Source organism: Sphingomonas sp. AC411 (genome assembly GCF_979253035.1).
On sequence record NZ_CEEDAQ010000001.1, the window covers coordinates 1,768,955 to 1,789,363 of the forward strand.

Consider the following 20,409-nt stretch of genomic DNA (forward strand, 5'->3'; position numbering starts at 1 on the left):
TATCGATCTCAGCCGCCGTTCGGTTCTCGCCGGGATCGCCGCGCTCGGTCCCGCGACGCACGCACTCGCGCAGAGCCCGATGGGGCTGGCGCGCGGTCCGGTGCAACCGACCTGGCAATCGCTGGTCGATCACTATCGCTACCCCGAGTGGTTCCGTGACGCGAAGCTCGGCCTGTGGTCGCATTGGGGCCCGCAGTCGGTGCCCGAGCAAGGCGACTGGTACGGCCGCTTCATGTACATGCAAGGGCACCCCGCATACGAACATCACCTCAAGACCTATGGCCATCCGACCAAGACCGGGATGATGGAGGTGATGAACCGCTGGACCGCGGAGCGCTGGGATCCCGACGCGCTGATCGCCCGCTATGCCAAGGCCGGGGCGAAATACTTCGTCTCGCTCGCCAATCATCACGACAATCTCGACTGCTACGACAGCCGCTATCACGCGTGGAATTCGCTCCGCGTCGGGCCGAAGCGCGATGTCGTCGGCATCTGGGAAAAGGCGGCGCGGAAAGCCGGGCTGAAGTTCGGCGTCTCGAACCACGCCGCGCATAGCTGGCACTGGTATCAGACCGCCTATGGCTATGATCCGACCGGGCCGCTGAAGGGGCAGCGATACGACGCGTTCAAACCCGCGCTGCCGATGGCCACGGCAAATGGTGGGACGGCCTCGATCCGCAACAGCTCTACACCGGCGCACACGCGGTCCTGCCCAATGGCATCGACACGATCGCGGCGATGAACGCATGGCACGACGCGAACGACGGCCAGTGGATCGAGACGCCGCCGCCGAACGATCCGGGCTACGCCGCGAAATGGCTGCTGCGGCAGACCGACCTGATCGACAAGTACAAGCCCGACTTCTGCTATTTCGACGATTACGAACTGCCGTTCGGGCCGATCGGGCTGCAGGCAGCCGCGGATTACTACAACCGCTCGATCGCGTGGCACGGCAAGATCGACGTCGTGCTGACCGCCAAGCAGTTGAAGCCCTATGCGCGGTTCGGCCTTGTGCAGGACGTCGAGCGCGGCTTCACCGACCACCTATGGGACGAGCCGTGGCAGACCGACACGTGTATCGGCGACTGGTTCTACAACGTCGCCAGGCTCAACGATAAAAGCTACAAGACCGCCGAGCAGGTCATCCAGCGGCTCGCCGATGTCGTGTCGAAGAACGGCAATCTGCTGCTCTCGATCCCGCAGCCCGGCGACGGTTCGATCGATGGCGAAGAGGAAAAGATCCTCGACGGCATGAGCCGCTGGATCGCCGTCAACGACGAGGCGATCTTCGGCTCGCGGCCATGGCGGATCTACGGCGAAGGCCCGACCAAGCTGCAGGCCGGCATGCAGAACGAGCAGTCGTCGGGCGTGTTCACACCGCGCGACGTGCGCTTCACCACCAACAAGGGCGCACTCTACGCGCTGTTCCTCGGTTGGCCGCAGGGCGAGGTGACGATTGATGCCCTGGGACGCAACCGCTTTGCCGACGGGGTGGTCGAGCGCGTGACGGTGCTCGGCGGCAGCAGCGTGGCGCATCGCCGCGATGCGCGCGGCCTGCACCTGACGATGCCCGCGAACCCCGGCAACGGCTTCGTCCCCGTCCTCAAGATCGAAGGTCGCGGCCTAGTTTAGCGGGGACAGCGTATTCGCAGGATCGCCGTAGAACAGGCCTCGTCCGTCCGTACCGAGATAGACGCGGCCCTCCCGTCGCGGATCGCCGGAGACGACGCGGTAGCGCCCGCCCCAGCGATGCGCATCGTCGTCGATCCGCGCCCAGTTCCGTCCCGTGTCGACCGAGCGCCACACTCCCCGGATGCCGCCGAGCGTACCGACGGCAAACACGCCGTTCCGGCCGAGACCGAAGAGTTCGACGTGCAACTCGCCGCTGGCAGGCGCGAAGGTCATGCCGCCGTCGGTACTGCGAAACAGTCGCATGCCCGCCTGCAACCACAGCGTGCCGGTGCGATCCGGGGATACGAGCAGCGAACTTTGCGCCTCGCGGCCCTGCCGGCCTGCTGGAGCGAGATCATCCGGCAGACCTCGGCCAGCGACGGGGGCGAAACTGGCGGCTGCATCGCGGGATACAAGAACCCGGCCCTGCTCGACGTCGACGGCATAGAAGACGCGCGGATCGCGCTTGTCGGCTACCGCGCGGGTCTTGCCCGGCAGGCCGCGCACGACCGACCAGCTACGCCCGCGATCGCGCGAGACCTGGGGAACCGGCGTGGCCACCACCATCGTCGTGCCGTCCGCCGACACCGTGATCGGCCAATCACCGTTCAGGTCCTCGCGTTTCGGCGGGTTGCCCATCGGCGGCAAGACGATCTCGGACCACGTGCGACCGCCATCCTCGGAGCGCCCCATGGATGCCTGTCGGGGCCGGTCGAGGTACAAGCTGCCGCTGCGCACGATCACGTTCGGGGCCAGCCCCGCATAGTCGATCGCATTGGTGTTCGACATGTAGGGATTGACGAAGGTCGGACGCGGCGAGCGATCGAGATCGTCGTGAACGAAGCCGGAGAGGTCGCCGAACCCTGAGATCAACGGCGCGCCGCCGGTCGGCGACACCAGCGTGATGATCGCAGTCTGTTCGATACCGTCGCTCCAGGGGACCCAATCCACGCCGCCGCTGGCCCGTAACGCGCGGGTTGCATAGACCGTCGCGCCGGTCGTGTAGGCGACGTGCGTCGGATCGAAGGGGTCGATGGCCAGCCCGGAGATCCAGTGTCCGAAATCGGCACCCTTGCCCTCATGCAGGAGAAACGGGGTCTTCGATACGTCGCGGTGGCTGCGCGGACCCACGTCGTCCCAAATGCGGCCGTCGTTGCGGCTGATCCAGAGCGAATCCCCTGCAGATAGCGGTCGACCGTCGTCACCGCGACGGTCCCCGGCGCCATCGGCGATACCGCGACACCGAGGAATGCACCCTCCGCGCCGGTCTCGCGCCAGGCGCGCGGTGTTACGTCGCGACCGCGTCCACCGGGTTCGTAGCGCCATACAGCGCCCGTCTTGATGCCGCTCGGCCCGAGGCCGCTCGCATAGCCGACCCACAGCACGCCACGTCGATCGATCACACCCTTGGCGGCCAGCAGCGCCGGACCCGAAACCGCGTCCCATGTCTCGCCACCGTCGTCCGAGCGGTAGAGATGCGTCGCGCCCGGATCGGCGACGCCCGCCCATATCCGGCGGGACGGTTTGCCCTCGCCCGCGCGATCGCCCCCGCTCGTCGGATCGATCGCGACGAAGGCGACGCCGCCATGCGTTTTTCGGAATGCGGGGCGCCCTAGTCCGGCTACCGGGAAAGTGGTCACCTTGACCCAGGTCGCGCCCGCATCCTCGCTTCGCCACAGCCCGTCATGGCGCGAGCCGAAGAACAACCGTCGCGTCTGGTTGGGGTCGATCGCGAGCCGCTCGCCGAGCCCGCGACCATCCTCGTTGCCGCCCATCGCGAACGGCACCGGCGTGGTCCGCCACGTCCGGCCGCGATCCGCCGATCGCAGGATCGCCGCAGGCTGCGCGGCGTTCATGCCGGCGGCCATGTAGACGATGTCGGGGTCCCGCGGATCGGGCGCGATGCTCTCGATCCCCATGTAGCTCGACGTCGCGTTGCCGTCCTGCAGCGGTATCCAGCGCCGGTCCCCATCATCCCATCGATAGGCGCCGCCCATATCGGTCCGCAGATACGCGAGGCCGCGCTCGGCCGGGCTGAAGACGATATTGGGCGCATAGCCGCCCGCCCCCACCTTCACGTTGGTCCAGCGATATCGCACGGCGTCCTGCGGCCGAGCCGAGCCCTGAACCGCCAGCGACCCCAGCAGCATTGCGGTTATCGCGACGACGCCCCGCCGCTTGCCCGACGTCGCGCGCGCTACGCCTGTGCGCCATGTACCGATCATGCGGATCGACGTAGCGGCGCAGCGCAGTGCTGGGTAATGAAATCCTCGTGTCGCGGCATCGCCGCCGCGGTCTTGTCGATCATCTCCCGCACATGCGCCATGAACCGCGCGGTCTCCTCGGGCGGCAACGCGGCAGCGAGCGGATCGAACGACGCCGGGCGGATGCCCTGGCCGAGCAACACCGCGATCCAGCCGTCGGGGTGAACAATTCCCCTGCTCGCGGAACACGCGCGCCTTGCCCGACCACAGCGCCAGCTTGGCCGACAGCGACGCCGGCAGCGACATGGTCCGGCAATGATCCCAGAACGCGGAGTCCGATCGCTCGGTCGCATGATAGTGCAGGATGATGAAGTCGCGCACCTGCTCGTAATCGCGCAGCATGACGCGGTCATATTCGTCGATCTCGGCCGTGCCGAACCCCAGGTCGGGGAACAGGCTCATCAGTCGCGTGATCCCCGATTGGATCAGGTGGATGCTCGTCGATTCGAGCGGTTCGAGGAAACCGCCGGACAACCCGATCGCGACGCAGTTCCGATCCCATAGCCGATCGCGCCGACCCGCCTCGAAACGCAACTGGCGGGGCTCGCCCAGCGCCCTGCCCTCAAGCCCCGCCAACAGCGCCTGCTTCGCATCCTCGTCATCGATATGCGCGCTGGAATAGACATAGCCGTTGCCGACCCGGTGCTGGAGCGGAATACGCCAGCGCCACCCGGCGGTGTCGGCGGTCGCCCGCGTATAGGGCGGCGGTGGCCCCTGCCGCTCGCTCGGCACCGCCCAGGCCCGGTCGCACGGCAGCCACTGCTTCCAGCTCGTGAACGGAACCCCCAGCGCGTCCCCCAGCAAAAGCGACCGAAAACCACTGCAGTCGATAAACAGTTCGCCCTCGATGCGACGGTCCCCTTCGAGCCGCACCGCCTCGATGAACCCCGTTTCGCCATTCCGGTCGACCGCGGTCACGCGCCCCTCGACGCGCAACACGCCGTCCCGCTCGCTGAGATCGCGCAGGAACCGCGCATACAGAGCGGCGTCGAAATGAAACGCGTAGAACAGCGTCGACAGGACAGATTGGGGATTTGCGCTTGGCCGCGTGAACCGCCCGCGTCGCGCCGCTACCGCCGACAGGCAATAATCGCCGATCGGGCTCAGATCGGCCTGGCCCAAAGCAGCCTGACGCAGCCAGAGCTGGTGGAACGATACGCCGTCGATATCGCGCCCATGCGTGCCGAACGGATGCAGATAGGAGTCGCCGGCCCGCGTCCAGTCGCGGAACTCGATCCCCAGCTTGAACGTCGCGCCGGTCGCGCGGACGAACGCATCCTCGTCGATCCCCAGCATGCGGTTGTAATCGAGTAGCGACGGGATCGTCGCCTCGCCGACGCCGACGGTGCCGATCTCCTCGGATTCGACCAGCGTCACCGAAACGCCGCTCGGCACCAGCCGGGACAGTGCCGCCGCGGTCATCCACCCGGCCGTGCCACCACCGACGATGACGACCCTGGTTACCCTGCCCGGCTGTCCGTCCGTCACGCCGCGGCCCGCGCGCCGAAGCTATGCGCCTGCGCATAGTCGACCAGATCGCGGTTCGACGGGAGGTTGGCGATCGCATAGCGCGCCTGGCGCTGCACCTCGGCGAACGCTCGGCGTGCATCGTCGACGTAGCGCAGCGCGCCTGCCTTGGCGCTCAGGTCGGTCTTCCAGCCCATCCCGTACAGGACATATTGCCAGCTCGCCTCGGTGAAGATGTCGACCTGACCGTCGATGTCGAGCTCGTTGGGGGCCCGGAACCGCCAACGATCGAGCATCTCCAGCAGGCGGTCCGGCACCGATGCGTCAGCCACGTTATCGCGCCAGAACGCGGTGTCGCGCCGTTCCGAGATGCAATAATGCAGCTTGATGAAATCGAGCGCGCGCTCGTAGCGGCGCAGCATGTTCGCGTTGAACTGGCGTGCGGACGTCTCGTAATCGCCGCCCCAGGGGAACAGGTTGGCGATCATGCCCGCCGACACTTCGGCAAACGCTATACCGGTCGCCTCGAGTGGCTCGAAGAACCCGCTCGACAGCCCGACCGCGACGCAGTTCTTGTACCAGTTGACCTCGCGGTAGCCGGCCTCGAACTTGAAGTGGCGCACGTCGGCCTTCTCGCCGGCCGCACCCAGATAGCCGCGCAATACGCGCTCCGCGGCCTCGTCGTCGCTGTGATCGGACGAATAGACATGGCCGATGCCCCGCCGACGATCGAGACCGATATCCCAGATCCAGCCCGCCTCCTGCGCAGTCGAAATTGTATAGGACGCGATCGGTTCGTCAGGCCGCGTGTAGGGCATCTGTGCGGCGATCGCGCGGTTGCAGAACAGCACGTCGCGGCACGAGCGGAACAGGATCTTCATCGCCTTGCCGATCAGTTCGGCGCGAAAGCCCGTGCAGTCGATATAGAGGTCGGCGTCGACCATCCCGTTCCGCTCGGTGCGCACGCCGCCGATCCCACCGTCGGCGTCGAGCAACACCTCGCTCACGGTGTCGGTCAGGTGCCGGACGCCGTTCTTCACGCCCTGCTCGCGCAACAGCCCTGCCAGCGCAATCGCATCGAAATGGAAGGCGTAGTTCAACGGCCCGACATAATCGGGGTTCGTCGGCAATTTGGGCGCACGGTGCCGGTCCGCAGCCTTCTTCTGCGGATTGGAGACCTCGTCCCAATTCTCCGTGCCGCCGTGCCCCAGCAGCCAATAGGGCAGCAGGTCGAGGCCGTCGCTTGCGTCGGCGACCTGGAACGGGTGCGAATAATGATCGGTCGCGCCCTGCCCCGGCCCGTGGCGCCAGTGTACGAACTTGGCGCCCTGCTTGAACGTCGCGCCGCAGCGCCGGATCAGGTCGGCCTCGTCGATCCCGATCGTCGCCAACGTCCGCCGGATCGTCGGGAACGTCCCCTCGCCGACACCGAGGATCCCGATGTCGCGCGATTCGACGAGCGTGATCGCGACGCCGCCCGGAAGGTCCGCGCCGAGCCGCTTGGCGAGATAGCCCGCCGTCAGCCACCCGGCGGTGCCGCCGCCCACGATCAATATCCGCTTGGTCATCACAGCCTCGCTTCGCCGCTCGCCGACCCAGTGTCGACGAGCGGCGCATCATCGTCAGAAGGCGAGGTTGATACCAGTGCTGATACGACGATCGGCCTGGAACCAGCTACGCCCGACCAGCTTGCCGCCGGGATAGCCACCCATCAGCGTCCGCTGCGTCGCGGCGGTCAGGTTGGTACCCTGCACGCCGAACGAGAACTGGTCGTTCACCTTGAAGCGGACGCCGGCATCGACCGATCCGTAGTTCCCGCCATAGATCGGCAGCGCGATCTGGGTGGAGGCATCGGGGCCGCCATTCTGATTGTCGACGACGCCCGGCGCACTGTAATAGGTGTACGTGCCGTTCGTGCCGTTGCTGTTCGTCGACAGCAGATACCGCGAGCGCCACGAGTACGCGATCCGCAGCGAGATCGGATTGCGCTCGTAGAGCAGGGTCGCGTTCAGATTGTGCTTCGACAGACCGACCAGAGGCGCGTCGTTCCTGACCGCACCAGTGATATCGCGGTAGACGTCGCCCGGGTTGCTGCTCTTGATGAACGTGTAGTTGCCCTCGAACCCGATCCCGGCAAGCGCGCCCGGCAGCATGTCGAAGAAGAAGCGCCCGCCGACCTCGACACCCTTGACGTTCGCCGCCTTGGTCGAGTTGCTATAGTCGGTGGCCGACGCGGCGACGTTCTCGGTCGTTCCATCGGTGAACTGGACGGTTACCTGGCGGGTCGTCAGCGCATAGATCGGCAGATTGGTCAGCCGCTTGTAGAACGGTGCGATGTGGAACGACGTGCCCGCACGCCCGTAATATTCGAGCGAAACGTCGAAATTGTTCGACAGCGTCGGCTTCAGCAACGGATTGCCGGTGTCCGCCGTAAAGTTGTTGAACGTCCCGATCCCGCCGGGAGTCTGGCTGGGCGTCGTCGCCACGCCGATCGAACCCGAGGCGCGCAACGCGTTGAAGGTCGGCAGATCCATCGTGATGTTGTAGCCGCCGCGCACCTTGATCTTGTCCGTCGGCGCATATTCGAGGTTGATCGATGGCAGGACGCGCGTGAAGTCCGCCTTGCCGCCGCGCGCGAGGAAAGTGTTCGCAAGCGTCACCTGAGCGCCGTTGCGGATGAAGACGGTCCCGCCATTCTGCTGGATGAACCCGCTGCCCTCGTTCTCGACATGCACGACGCGCACGCCGACGTTACCCGAGATGCCGCGCGCGTCCCCTGCGGTCCGAACCGTACCAGCGCATAGCCCGCGGTGTTCACGGTACGGTTGTCGACCTGGTCGCCCGGCAGGATAAAGCCCGGCTGGCGGATCGCCAGCGTGCCGTCCGGGTTGAACTGGCCACCATAGCCGGTAACCGGCAGAGGACCCGAGGCCGAACAGTCGAACTCGCGACCGGTGCAGAAGCCGGCCGGCGGTGCCGTCACCAATCCGGTGCGATTGACGTTGAATCGCGACGCCAGACTCTCCGATGCGAACATCAGATTGCCCGGAAGCGTCGTCTCGCCGCGGAAGAAGTCCTTGAACGCGTGGTTGGCGACATCGCCCGGTGCGGCGTTCGCATAGGTCAGCTGCGGATCGCCGTTCCAGCCGCGGCCGAGCGCGCTCCAGTTATAGCCGTTCGACAGATCGCGCTCGGTCCGCTTGGCGTAGCGGCCGCCGACCTTGACCGACCGGAAGAAGCTGTTGTCGAACGTATATTCGGCGTCGAACTGCCCGGCGTCCAGCCGCCCCTTGTTGCGTTCGTTGTGCGGCATCGACGCCGTCCAGAAATAGTTAGCCGGATCGGCGAACGACGCCTGGGTGGCGGGATTGACCGAGATCTGCGGCAGGTCGTCGCGCAGGTCCAGGCCGAAGCTCTGGCCGAATCCGATATCGCGGAAGATGTCGAGGCGGTCGTAGATCTGACGTGAATCGACGCGTTGCAGCGAGCCCTTCAGCGACAGATGGCTGTCGACGGGTGTCCAGGCGAACGACAACGAATAATCGCGCGTTCGCGTGTTGCTCTCGACATACCCCTTGTTGCCGCTGCTATTGACCGACCCGCCCGTCGGCGCGAACGTGCCCGTATCGCGGTTGAACAGCGCGCTCGTGCTGGTCAGCAGGCCGTTGCTGTCGAACGTGCTGCTCGCGGGATCGACCGCCAGCGTCTGCAGAATCGAGCTGCGTGCCGTAATCGCTCGACTGGCTCTTGTAGCGCGACTGGAAGAAGCTGCCGGTGAAGGTCAGCGAGTCGGTCGGCTGCCACTGCGCCGCACCATAGATGCCGTAGCGCCTGTACTGAAACGCCTCGTCGCCATACGCGAAGCCGCTCGGAACGTATTTGCTGCTGCCGTCGCTGAGCGCCGTCTTGAAATAGGGGCTGACGCGGATGAACTGCGATAGCGAACTGAACTGGCTGTAGGCGACGTCGGCGAGCAGGCCGATGCGGCCGATCGGCGTGTCGAACGAATCGGTCACCAGCACCGACCCCATCGGATCAGCCTTGTTCGCCATGTCGCCCATGCTCAGCTCGCCGGTCGCGGCGACATGGAACTTGCCGTTGAAGTCGAACGGCATCTTGGTGCGCAGGTCGATCTGGCCGCCGGTGCCGCCCTCGATCAGGTCGGCGGTCGATGCCTTGTAGACGTCCACCGCCGCCATCAGCTCGGGCGTAACGTCGCTCCACAGGATCGCGCGGCCATTGTTCGCGCTGAAGATCTCGCGACCGTTCAGCCGCGACGCCACGCCGGTCAGGCCGCGCACCTGCACGCCGGAGCCCTGCACGGAATAGTGATCGGGGTCGCCCAGTGCCGCAAATCGCACGATCGACACGCCCGAGACGCGCTGCAGGACTTCGGTGATCGAGTTGTCGGGCAGCTTGCCTGCGTCGTCTGCGACGACCGAGTCGACGATGGTCTCGCTGCGACGCTTCCGCTCGTCGGCGGCTTCGAGCGCGGCACGACGGCCGGTGACGACGATATCGCCGCCCGTCTGGTCGGCTTCAGGTTCGCCAGCGCCCTGTCCCGGCGCTGCGGCCTGGGTCGTGTCGGGCGATATCGCCTGCGTCTCGGCTTGCGCCCACGCATTCCCGCTCACGCCAGCGGCAAGCAACGCTACCAGCGAAACGCCTGCCCGCATCGCGACCGCAGCCTTGCGACGATGATCGAAATTAAGATTAGCCATATTCATCACATATCCCCCTTGTCGCGCCGCGTCTCGGAGCGCCGCATTCTGCAGAAACGCACCTTATCAGAGTGCTGCTTCGCGCCTCTGTTACCCTTACCATTTTTATAGGACAATTGATTTTTTCAGCTGTCCCATTCGGCGTGCCGCGACTGCGTCGGCTCCGACCGGAGCAATACGGCGGTGAAAACAGAGAACGAGAAGTACTTGCCGATAGTCACCTAGACCCGGTTTTCCTCATTAATTTATCGTCATGATTGCCGTGCATCACCATCGTTCAGTCAGCATAACTGTCCTAACGGCGTTGAGCATTGGATCATCCGCCGCCAAGCCGGACGTACAGTTGCATAGCATAGCCGAACGCGCGCTTCGCCGCAGAGCGCTGGTAGGCAAGGCCGGGGCGCGGTTGTGCTGGTAGGGCTATCATTTTACAGCGGTGGTGAAAAAGGGGATACGCAGCATGCATTTCCGGAGCGCACTCCGCGCAATTGCCTTAACGACCTGCTTTACTTTCGCAGGCGCCATTCCAACAACAGCGGTGGCGCAATCTGCCGCTGCGCGCCCTATTACGATAGATGTTCGCGGCGAGACAAAGCCGCGAAATCGAATGGCACAGCAGTCGATCGGTTCCGACTATCCCGGCACGCTCATTCGCGACGACAGTTTGGCGCAACTGCGCATCGCCCAGCGGGAATTGAATTTCCGCTATATTCGTTTTCACAACATATTTGCCGACCAGCTAGGGGTCTATCGCGAAGTCGGCGGCAAACCCGTCTATGATTGGCGTCGTATAGACTATTTATATGACCAGCTTCTCGGCATGGGTCTCAAGCCGTTCGTAGAACTCGGCTTCACGCCCGACGCGATGAAGCAATCCGATCAGACGATCTTCTATTGGAAGGGTAATACCTCCCATCCCCAGGCGGACAAATGGACGGCATTGGTGGATGCCTTCGTGCGCCACGCGGTGTCGCGATACGGCGCGCAGGAGGTACGCAGCTGGTATTTCGAATTCTGGAACGAGCCCAATCTGGACGGGTTTTGGGAGAAGGCCGACCAACAGGCCTATTTCGAGTACTATGGCCGCACGGCGCGAACCATCAAGGCGATCGATCCGCAGTTGCGGGTCGGCGGTCCCTCGACGGCCGGCGCTGCATGGGTTCCCGAATTCCTCGCTTACGCCAAGAAGAACAGCGTTCCGGTCGATTTCGTCACGACGCATACGTACGGCGTGGAGGGCGGCTTTCTCGACGAGAAGGGCGAAGGCGATAACAAGCTGTCGCGCAATCCGGACGCCGTGGTCCAGGACGTTCGCAAGGTGCGTGGCGAGATCGAGGCCGCCGGCCGGTCCGGGCTCCCGCTGTTCTTCACCGAATGGAGCACCAGCTACAATCCCCGCGACCCGATCCATGACGACTATCTCAGCGCGGCGTATATCCTGTCCAAACTTCGCCGGACCGAAGGACTGGCGCAGGGCATGAGCTATTGGACGTATAGCGACCTGTTCGAGGAACCCGGTCCGCAGACCCGACCATTCGAAGGCGGCTTCGGGCTGATGACCCCGCAAGGCGTGCGAAAGGCCGCATGGTTCGCCTACAAATACCTTGCAGACCTGGGCGATCGCGAACTGCCCACCGCGGACGAACAAAGCATCGCGGCATTGAAGGACGGAACGCTGCAAGTGTTGGCTTGGCGCGAGATGCTGCCAAACCAGCCCGTCAGCAACCGGCCGTTCTTTACCAAGGTCCGTCCACCCGCCCAGACAACGCCGCTCACGCTCAACCTCGCCGGTCTGAAGCCCGGATCATACCAGCTACGGGTACGGCGTACCGGATTTAAACAGAACGATGCGTATTCCACCTATCTGGAAATGGGCCGTCCGGCGAAATTGACCGACGAGCAACTGCAACGCCTGCAAAATGCTACGACCGACGCGCCGGTGATCAGCACCATCGATGTACCAGCGGGAAAGCCGTATCGCCTGACTCTCCCGATGCGCGAGCAAGACGTGGTGATGGTCGAACTACGCCGCCGGTGATCATACTCGGAGGGCGCAGCCTCCATGCCGGTGGTCGGAAACCGTCATGCGGCGAGCGCAGAAATGCACGCTTTCGTCCTGGGTGCCGCGGCGACCCAGGACGGCCTCGCGCGAGCGGCGTTGCAAGCGCGGCTTGCCGGGACACGCACCCTACGCCGGAGTCACAGCCGCTTCTAAAAATAGCGTTTTCACCGCGGCGGCCAAGACGAAGGTCCTGCCAACCGCTTGAACTTACTTGTCGCGAACGACGATCTTTGGAAGCGTTTTGATCGGCTCGACCGTGATCGCCCGGAACCACGTCTCGGCGCCTTCCGACTGAAGCTGAATATGGCCGTGCGTCAGTGGGCGCCGCGTGCCGTCGGGCGCGATCGTCGCCAGGTCATGCACTTCGGCAACCGGTACGCCGTTGACGACGTGCACCGCGCGATCGCCGACGACATACAGGTCGAGCGTGTTCCATTCGCCGATCGGGCGCTCGGCGTCGGTGGCGGCCTCGACGTTCCAGGTCGGCGTGCCGTTGACGATGTCGATTTCGCGTCCCCCGACGCGGAAACGAAGATGGGGTTCGACCAGTGACGGATCGAACGTCACGCTGGTGCGCCCACGCAGCTTGCCGCCCACCGCGACGACCATGCCGGTCGATCCGGTCATGATCTCGAACTCGACCGACGGACGCCACGTGCCGAAGACTTCGCCGGCTGCACCGTGCGTATGATACAGCAGGCCGTTGTTGCGAGGCAGCGTGACGCGCGGCGCCCAGGTCTTGGCGCCCCATTTGAACTGCAACCGCAGGTGATAGTCGCGCAGGTCGGCCTGGTTGACCAGACTGCCCCAGGTCTTGCCCTTCACCCAGATCGCGGGCGCACCGTCCACGGAGCGCACGGCGAAATCGCCGCTGGTGTCCCGGCTGGTACCGATCGGCGGCGTGCTCGGGTCGGACTTGTACGTGATCGAAGGGTCGGCATAGCCCAGCCAGGGCGCCCAGCCCTTCAGGCTGTGCCCGTCGAACAGCGCGGTCGGCTTGCCGGTCGGCACCGGTATGTCCGTCAGCGTGAGGCGCTGCGGCGTGGTCGCCGGCGCGCCCGCAATGGCGCGGGCCCGGTCCTTGGACGTCTGCGCGGTCGCGGGGGCGGACAGCACCAGAAGGGCCACCATTGCTCGATCAAACCACATAGACATTCGCCTCGCAACCATCGCTCGACCAGCGATTAGCCATAGCCTAGCGTGTTATCGATACCAGTTGAACGTCCGTCTATGCACGCTCCGGTGATTATCGCGCTCGCAGCGATTTCACTCCGGCTGGCACTTTCGCGGGTGCTTGCTCGCGCCGTCCCGCCATTTGGGCTAATGGTCGGGCGGGAGATTGCACGATGCACAAGATGTTAGCGCTGGTCGCACTGTTAACGATGGCGCAGGCGGCGCCCAATCCGCATCTGCCGAAGGCCACCTACGACACCGTCGCCCCCGCGCTTCCCAAGGGGTTGCACGACGCGGTCCTGATCGTTTCGAAGACCAATGGCTGGCGACACATCGAGCATATTCCGCACTCGAACATCGTGCTTGCCGATATCGCGAAGGGCCTGGGCCGTGCGAGCTTCGCCACCGAGAATGCGGCGGTCTTCAACGACGAATATTTGCGGCATTTTTCCGTCGTCGTGCTGAACAGTGCCAGCGGCGATTTCCTGACGCGAGATCAACGCGCTGCATTCGCCCGCTTCGTGGCGCGGGGCGGCGGCGTGGTGGCCCTGCATGCCGCAGGCGACGATAGTCACACCGACTCCTGGTATAGCGACACGGTGATCGGCACCAAGTTCATCGGCCATCCGGGCGGGGGCGATCAGTTCCAACCCGCGCGGGTCATCGTCGATCGACCGAACCATCCGATCGTGGCTGGCGTCACGCTGCCCTGGTCGCCGGTGGATGAATGGTATTCGTTCGACGCCAATCCGGCTGCGCGCGGGATGACCGTGCTCGCGCGGATCGACGAGGGCAGCTATCGTCCCGGTGCGAAACTGGCGATGGGTGACCACCCCGTCATCTGGATCAATCCCACGACGAAAGGCCGCGTCGTCTATTCCGCGCTGGGCCATGCGCCGGAGGCCTATGACGATCCGAACTATCGGCGCATTCTCGTCAATGCGATCCGCTGGGCGGGAAACCGGTAAAGCGCGACCGGACAGACAGGCAACTGACCCGCTGAGATACTACGATCACCCTCCAACTCCGCCCCGCTCATGCCGTGTGAAGCTGGCCGAAGAAACGTGACAGCGCATCGTCGATCGAAGACGCGCCGTCCTCGACCCGCCGGGAATCGTTGCGGACCTGCGACGCCATCCCCGCCGCGCCGCGGGTCGCGACCGAGACGTCGCTGACGAGGCGACCGATCAGGGCGAGATCGGTCGCGGCACCGGCGACGTTGCGATTGATCGTCTCGCCGCTCTGCGCCTGTTCGCCGATGCTGGAGGCGAGATCGTCGGCGCCGCGCGCCATGTCCTCGACCATCGACCGGATATGCAGCAGTCCGGCGCACGCGGCTTCGGTGCCGCGTTGCATGCCGGCGATCTGATCGGCGATCGCGCCGGTCGCCTCCGCGGTCTGCGTGGCGAGCATCTTCACTTCGCCCGCGACGACCGCGAACCCCCTGCCCGCCTCGCCGACCCGCGCCGCCTCGATCGCCGCGTTCAGCGCAAGCAGCTTGGTCCGCGCGGCGATCGTGCCGATCAGCCCGACGATCGCGCCGATCGCGCGCGCGTCGTCCTGGACACCGATCATCGCGGTGGCGAGGTCGGCGGCGCGGTCGGCCGCCTGCGCGCTGAGATCGGCAGTCCGCCGCGTGCTGTCGCTCGACTGGCGGATCGCGTTCATGAACTGGGTCGTGGCCGCCGCGATGTCGGTCGCGCCGTCGATCGCACGCCGCACCGCGACGCCGACGTCGCCCAGTTCGCGCGTCGCACCGGTGGAATGATCTTCGAGCTGACCCGAGGTCGCCGACAGCTGCGTGGCCGAACCGCGCAGGGCCGCGAGCACGTCGGCGATCTCGTCCTCGAGCGCGGTCGCGGCCTGCCGGACGATCCGATTGCGTTCGGCCTCGGCATCCTCGGTGATGCGGCGCGCGGACTCGATCTGGCGGTCGCGCGCGACCTCCGCCATCCGCTGCCGGGCGTTTTCGGCTTCGAGCCGGGCGCGTTCGACGACCGATGCGCGAAACACTTCGATCGCGCGCGACATCCGGCCGATCTCGTCGCGCCGGTTGCCATGCGGAGTGCGGCCATCCGCGTTGCCCCCGCGATCACCGCCATCGTTCGCTCGATGTCGAGCAGCGGCCGGACGATCGTGCGCTGGACGATCGCGACGGTACCGGCGGCGGCCAGCGAGAACAGGAGGATGCTGGCGAGGACGCTGATCGTCACCTCCTGCCGCTCCAGGTCGTGCGCATGGCGGAACAGGTGCGCGACTTCCGCCTCCTGCCCGGCGATCAGCGTGTCCGCGATCGTCGAGGCGATCCGCTCGTTGGGCCGCACGTCGCTGCGAAAGACCGCCCAGGCATGGGTCTGATTGCCCCGGCTCGCCTCGCCGGCGACGATCGCCAGTCGATCGAGAACGACGACCTGGCTGCGGATATAGCGGCTGTTCGGGCTCAGCCGGGCGCCCGGATCGCGGACGAGTTGGGCGAGTTGCATCCGCATCTGCTGCGACCGGGTCGAGAATTTGCCGTGGATCACGCCCAGTGCGCGCGGATCGCGTTCGAGCAACAGGTTGAGTGCGTCGCGTTGCAGCGAGCGGCTGAGCGAGCGGAGTTCGATCAGGTGGATCCGCACGATCTGGCCCGAATTGGCGGCATCGCGCGCGGTCTGGACGCGGCTGCGCGTGCCAAGCCCGATGAGGCCGAGCACGCATACCAGGCCGAGCATGATCGCAACCGGCACCATCAGCCGCGCAACCATGCTCCGCGACCATAATCTCGCCGTGCGGTGTGTCATAGCGAGCGCGCTACGGCAGCCGTCTTAACCCTGTGTGACAGTCGACACCTGCTTCAGGACATGGCCGGCGAACGCCGACAAGGCACAGGTTTCGCCGCAATCGGGTATCGTCAGGGCCACGCTGTCCGGCGGTGTGCGTTCCGACAGGGATATCCGGTGGCGCATCTGGTCGAGCCCCTGCGCGACATAATGGGCGCGCACGATCTGTTGACCGCTCGCACCCTCCCGCCAGACCTCGAACACGAGCCCGCCGCCGGGGGCCGCTTCGCCCGCGCCATAATCGCGCAGTTTCCAGTCGAGCCCGAGCAGCCCGGCGAGCATCGTCACCGTGCCGTCGTGCCCGCTGAGGACGACGATCTTCTCCGCGTCGCCGATCGGGTCGGCCAAGGCGGTCGCGCCGGCACCGCGCTGGAGCGTGGCGAGCAGCCGCATCGCGATGTAGCTGCTGGTCTGGCGTCCGACCTCCGGGGTGCGGGTGCGCAGGTCGATGCCCGCACCGTGCACGATCAGCGCCTTGCCGATCGTCGCCGCATCGATCCCGCGCCATCCGGGGAAGGCGAGCCCATCGGCATAGGCCATCACCAGGCTCTCGGCGATCCCGGCGACCTGCAGGCTGGGGGACGTCAGGTCCGGTTTGCCATTGTCGATCCGCATCGCGACGGGCGTATCGCCGAGCCGGCGTTGCACTTTGCTCCGCTCGCCCGCCGAGCATGGGACGCGGCGACATTGCAGCAACAGCGCCTCGAACCGATCGCGATCGGGGCCCTGCCGCGCGTCCCATGCGGCGAGGTCGCCGTCGACCCGCGCGGATATCGCCGCCAGCATCCGCTGCGGATCGAGTGGCGCGAGCGGTGTCTGCGGTGCCTCGAACAGCGGATCGGGGGCCGCGGCGGACTGGTGGATCGTCGCCGCGCACCCCGGCGTCAGGCCGGCGGCGAGTGCGGTCGCGGTCGCCTCGGTCCGCTGCGTATGGTTCGCCCAGTAATAGACCGCGCAGTCGTTTGCGCCGAGCAGCCCCAGCTGTCGGTAATGCACGCGGTACCACCCGCCGAGCATCGTCACGAGCGTCGCGCCATTGGCGGTCAGATGGCCCGGCGGCACCGCGAACTTCGGCCATGCGCGGCGGCTGTACCGGCCGAGTTCCTCCGGGCTCGACATCGCGCTGCGAACGCCATGCCGCATGACGATGACCACGCGTTCAAGCTTGTCCTGTGGCGCCGGTGGCGTGGTCTGCGCACCCCCAATGGTCGAGGTGACCAGTGCGAAGCCGGCCGCGATCAATCCAATCCGCATCAGAACTTCGCCCTTACGCCGGCCGTGAACGTGCGCCCGTAATCGGTATAGCCCGCGAACTGGTTGTCGCGGACATATTGCCACTGGACGCCGCCCGCGACGTTCATCCCTTGCACGACGAAGGTGACGTTCGGCGTGACCTTGTACGACATGTCGAAATCGAGGCTCCCAAACGCGCTGTCGTTGTTGGCGGCAAGCCCCGCCCCGCCGACATCGCGCAGCACGTTGCCGCGCCAGCTATAGCTGACGCGCGCGCCGACGCGCTCCTTCTCGTAGAACGCGGTCAGGTTGAAGCTGTCCTTGGCGACGTCGACCAGCGCGTCGCGGAACGTACCGCCCGTCGCCAGCGCATAGGTGCCGCCGGTCGCGGTGTGCGTGTAGTTCGCCTGCGCGCCGAGACCGTCAAACGGCGCGGGCAGCATCTTGAACAACTGCTGGTACGCGATCTCCACGCCCGCGACATAGGCGTCGCCGCCGTTCTTGGGCGCGGTCAGGCGATAGGTTTGCCCGTCGAGGACGAAGTCGCGCGTCTGCTGGAACACGAAGGTGGTGATGTCCTTGTAGAACACGCCGCCGACCAGCGCGCTGCCGGGCGCGAAATACCATTCGACCGTGCCGTCATATTGCCATGCCTCGAACGGCTTGAGCTCGGGGTTGCCGCCGACCGCGGTGAGGACCGTCGGGCTCGAATTGATCGTCAGGCGCGGGGCCAGATCGGCGAGCGACGGGCGGGTGATCACCTTCGACGCGGCGAAGCGCATCTGCAATTTGGGGGTGAACTCGGCGACCAGATTGAGCGAGGGGAGGAAATTGTCGTAAGTCTTCTCGTAGCTGACCGGCAACGCGACCTTGCCGTTATCGGCATAGCCCGACGAGGTCTGGCGCGTCCGGGCATAGCGCACGCCGACGTCGCCGCGCACCGCGATGCCGCCGATCGGGAACGCGAAGTCGGCCATGCCGTAGCCCGCGAGGATCTCCTCGCCGATCGCATAGCTGTTGCGCAGATCGCCGCGCGCGAGCGGGGCGGCGAGCAATGCCTCCTTGCCGGTGGCGGCGGCGAGGAACTTGGCGGGATCGGGCATCGCCCAGGTCGTCGGCAGCTCGCCCTTCGCACCGTCGAGGAAATCGTCGACCGGGAACGGCACGAAATAGCTCGCGTCGAAATACTTGCCGGCGATGCCGCTCGTGAAGTTGATGTCGCGGCGATTATACGCGCGCGTCCGCTTCTGGTATTTTGCACCGGCGTGCAGCGCGCTGAAGACGCCGCTCAGGTCGCGCGTGATGTCGAGCTTTGCGGCGCGCTCGCGGTCCTTGGAGTCGTTGACGCGGTATTCGATCCGCCGTCCGGGCAGCAGCGCCGGGTTCGACAGGTCGGCGTTCAGCAGCGTCACGTTGGGCAGCCGGTCGCCCGCCTTGCCGAAGTCGAACGTCGTCGCGCCGACCGTCCCGAGCAGGCGGGTGCGATAGATCGGCTCCGGCGTGTTCGAATAGGCCTGGCCGATGCTGCCATCCGCGGCGATCGTCCAGCCATCCGCCTGCCACCGGGCGTTCGTGCCGACCAGCCAGTTCTTATATTGCAGCACGGACGTCTCGCGACCGATCTGCGTCGTCGAGGCGGTCGTCGTCGCGCCGGTCAGCACACCGTTCTCTATCACCGCGCTGCCCGGTACGATCCCGCGCGGCAGGCCGGCGCCATCCGCCGCCGAATAGGTCAGCTCGTCATAGGCGACGTTCAAGCGGCTCCACAGCCCGTCGACGTTCAGCTCGAACCGGTCGTCCGGCTTCCACTGCACCGCGCCGTTGAGACCGATCCGGTCGCGCTTCTCGCGTTCGAGCGTCGGGCGGATCGCGGTGGGGATCAGGATCGTCGCGCTGTCGAGCGAACCGTTGCCGTCGGTATCGATCTTGCCGTCGGCCCAGCCGACGCCGGTGATGCGGTCCTGTCGCGTCGTGCGTTCGTCATAGACGCCCGCGATCAGTGCGCCGAATTTGCCGTCGGGGCTCGCCCAGCTGACCATCCCCGACAGGCGTGGATCGACCGCATCGGCCAGCCGCGGCGAACTGGCCGTCGCCGACAACGACAGCACCGGCTTCTTCAGATCGAGCGGGCGGAAGGTGCGCAGGTTGATCGTCCCGCCGATGCCGCCTTCGTCCAGGCTGGCGCGCGGGCTCTTGATCACCTCGACTGCGGACATCAGCTCGGACGGCAGCGTATCGAAGCGGAACTGGCGACCGCTCTGGCCGCTGTCGCGGACGTTCTCGTTCACCGCGACCGAGCGGTCGTTGAGCGTCACCACCTGGAAATTGGCGCCGAGCCCGCGGATGCGGACGAACACGCCTTCGCCGCGATCACGGACGATCGACACGCCGGGGACGCGCTGGAGCGCCTCGGCGATGTTCTGCGCGGGGAACTTGCCGATGTCCTCGGCCTTGACGACGTCGATGACGTTGGTCGCCTGGCGCTTCTGCGCAAGCGCGCCGGTCAGGCTGCTGGCATAGCCGGTGACGACGATCTCGGCGCCATCATCCTGCGCTGCGTCAGGTGCCGCGGCTTGCGGCGCGGAACCGATGATCGCGCCCGACACGAGCAGCGCGCCATTGGCTTCGCGACGCACGGTGAGCCGCGTGCCGCTAATCAGGCGCTCGACCGCAGCCTGCGGGGCCATCGTGCCGCGAAGCGCGGGGGCGGTCATTCCGGCGACCGCGGCGGGCGTGAACAGGATGTCGGTGCCGCTCTGCCGGGCGAGCGCTTCGAGCGCCTTGCCGAGCGGCTGCGCGGCGAGGTTCACGGTGACGCGCGCCTGCGCGGTGGCAGCGGTGGTGAGAAAGGCGGTCGACAGCGCAGCAACGGCGGCGCCCAGCACGAACGATCGGCGCAGGCGCCGGCGATTGGTGATCACGGTGTTCATCCCCCAAGGAAGGCGGCGATGATGCCGCACCTCCTCGACGGGCGAGGATCGATCTACCCCACCCCA

The 20,409-nt window shown here is 66.0% G+C and carries 13 protein-coding genes and 1 pseudogene; 3 read left to right on the forward strand and 11 right to left on the reverse strand.

From position 1 onward, the window contains the following. Position 1: 1 nt before the first annotated feature. Positions 2–1,632 (forward strand): annotated as a pseudogene (locus AC0IX7_RS09040) (alpha-L-fucosidase). Here AC0IX7_RS09040 and AC0IX7_RS09045 read toward each other — a convergent pair. From AC0IX7_RS09045 to AC0IX7_RS09070, 6 genes are read right to left on the reverse strand one after another with little or no spacing between them, the layout of a single operon-like run. Continuing rightward, complete coding sequence (locus AC0IX7_RS09045) at positions 1,624–2,568, reverse strand: WD40/YVTN/BNR-like repeat-containing protein (protein ID WP_471811465.1); 945 nt, start codon at positions 2,566–2,568, stop codon at positions 1,624–1,626. The pseudogene AC0IX7_RS09040 and the gene AC0IX7_RS09045 sit on opposite strands and share 9 nt — an antisense overlap. Continuing rightward, positions 2,541–5,423: a tryptophan 7-halogenase gene (locus AC0IX7_RS09050; protein WP_471811467.1), complete on the reverse strand. Its 2,883-nt coding sequence runs from the start codon at positions 5,421–5,423 to the stop codon at positions 2,541–2,543. Before AC0IX7_RS09050 ends, AC0IX7_RS09045 begins: the two co-directional genes overlap by 28 nt. After that, positions 5,420–6,970, reverse strand: a complete 1,551-nt coding sequence (locus AC0IX7_RS09055; protein WP_471811469.1) for a tryptophan halogenase family protein — start codon at positions 6,968–6,970, stop codon at positions 5,420–5,422. Before AC0IX7_RS09055 ends, AC0IX7_RS09050 begins: the two co-directional genes overlap by 4 nt. Positions 6,971–7,024: 54 nt before the next feature. Further along, positions 7,025–8,164, reverse strand: coding sequence for a TonB-dependent receptor domain-containing protein (locus tag AC0IX7_RS09060; RefSeq protein ID WP_471813813.1), 1,140 nt, complete (start codon positions 8,162–8,164; stop codon positions 7,025–7,027). Continuing rightward, positions 8,059–8,937, reverse strand: coding sequence for a hypothetical protein (locus AC0IX7_RS09065; RefSeq protein ID WP_471811470.1), 879 nt, complete (start codon positions 8,935–8,937; stop codon positions 8,059–8,061). The genes AC0IX7_RS09060 and AC0IX7_RS09065 overlap by 106 nt, the downstream gene beginning before the upstream one ends. A 52-nt stretch (positions 8,938–8,989) precedes the next feature. Continuing rightward, positions 8,990–10,129: a TonB-dependent receptor plug domain-containing protein gene (locus AC0IX7_RS09070; protein ID WP_471811471.1), complete on the reverse strand. Its 1,140-nt coding sequence runs from the start codon at positions 10,127–10,129 to the stop codon at positions 8,990–8,992. Positions 10,130–10,583: 454 nt separating this feature from the next. On the opposite strand from AC0IX7_RS09070, the gene AC0IX7_RS09075 reads away from it, so the two are divergent. After that, positions 10,584–12,161, forward strand: coding sequence for a GH39 family glycosyl hydrolase (locus tag AC0IX7_RS09075; protein WP_471811472.1), 1,578 nt, complete (start codon positions 10,584–10,586; stop codon positions 12,159–12,161). 231 nt (positions 12,162–12,392) lie between these two features. On the opposite strand, the gene AC0IX7_RS09080 is transcribed toward AC0IX7_RS09075, so the two are convergent. Then, positions 12,393–13,316, reverse strand: coding sequence for a 3-keto-disaccharide hydrolase (locus AC0IX7_RS09080; protein WP_471811474.1), 924 nt, complete (start codon positions 13,314–13,316; stop codon positions 12,393–12,395). Positions 13,317–13,531: 215 nt separating this feature from the next. Here AC0IX7_RS09080 and AC0IX7_RS09085 point away from each other — a divergent pair, with 215 nt between their 5' ends. Then, entirely contained in the window at positions 13,532–14,326 is a 795-nt protein-coding gene (locus AC0IX7_RS09085; RefSeq protein WP_471811476.1) for a ThuA domain-containing protein, read from the forward strand. A 67-nt stretch (positions 14,327–14,393) separates the two neighbouring features. Here the strand turns inward: AC0IX7_RS09085 and AC0IX7_RS09090 are convergent, their stop codons facing one another. The 4 genes from AC0IX7_RS09090 to AC0IX7_RS09105 are packed head-to-tail and all read right to left on the reverse strand — an operon-like array spanning position 14,394 to position 20,334. Beyond that, the gene (locus AC0IX7_RS09090) at positions 14,394–15,080 is read right to left on the reverse strand and encodes a methyl-accepting chemotaxis protein (RefSeq protein WP_471811478.1); all 687 of its coding nucleotides are present in this window, start codon (positions 15,078–15,080) and stop codon (positions 14,394–14,396) included. Further along, positions 15,023–16,105, reverse strand: a complete 1,083-nt coding sequence (locus AC0IX7_RS09095) for a hypothetical protein (RefSeq protein ID WP_471811480.1) — start codon at positions 16,103–16,105, stop codon at positions 15,023–15,025. Before AC0IX7_RS09095 ends, AC0IX7_RS09090 begins: the two co-directional genes overlap by 58 nt. Before the next feature lie 60 nt (positions 16,106–16,165). Beyond that, positions 16,166–17,434, reverse strand: coding sequence for a histidine-type phosphatase (locus AC0IX7_RS09100; RefSeq protein WP_471811481.1), 1,269 nt, complete (start codon positions 17,432–17,434; stop codon positions 16,166–16,168). Beyond that, a complete protein-coding gene (locus tag AC0IX7_RS09105) occupies positions 17,434–20,334 on the reverse strand; it encodes a TonB-dependent receptor (RefSeq protein WP_471811482.1) in 2,901 nt (966 codons plus the stop codon). Before AC0IX7_RS09105 ends, AC0IX7_RS09100 begins: the two co-directional genes overlap by 1 nt. Positions 20,335–20,409: the final 75 nt, after the last annotated feature.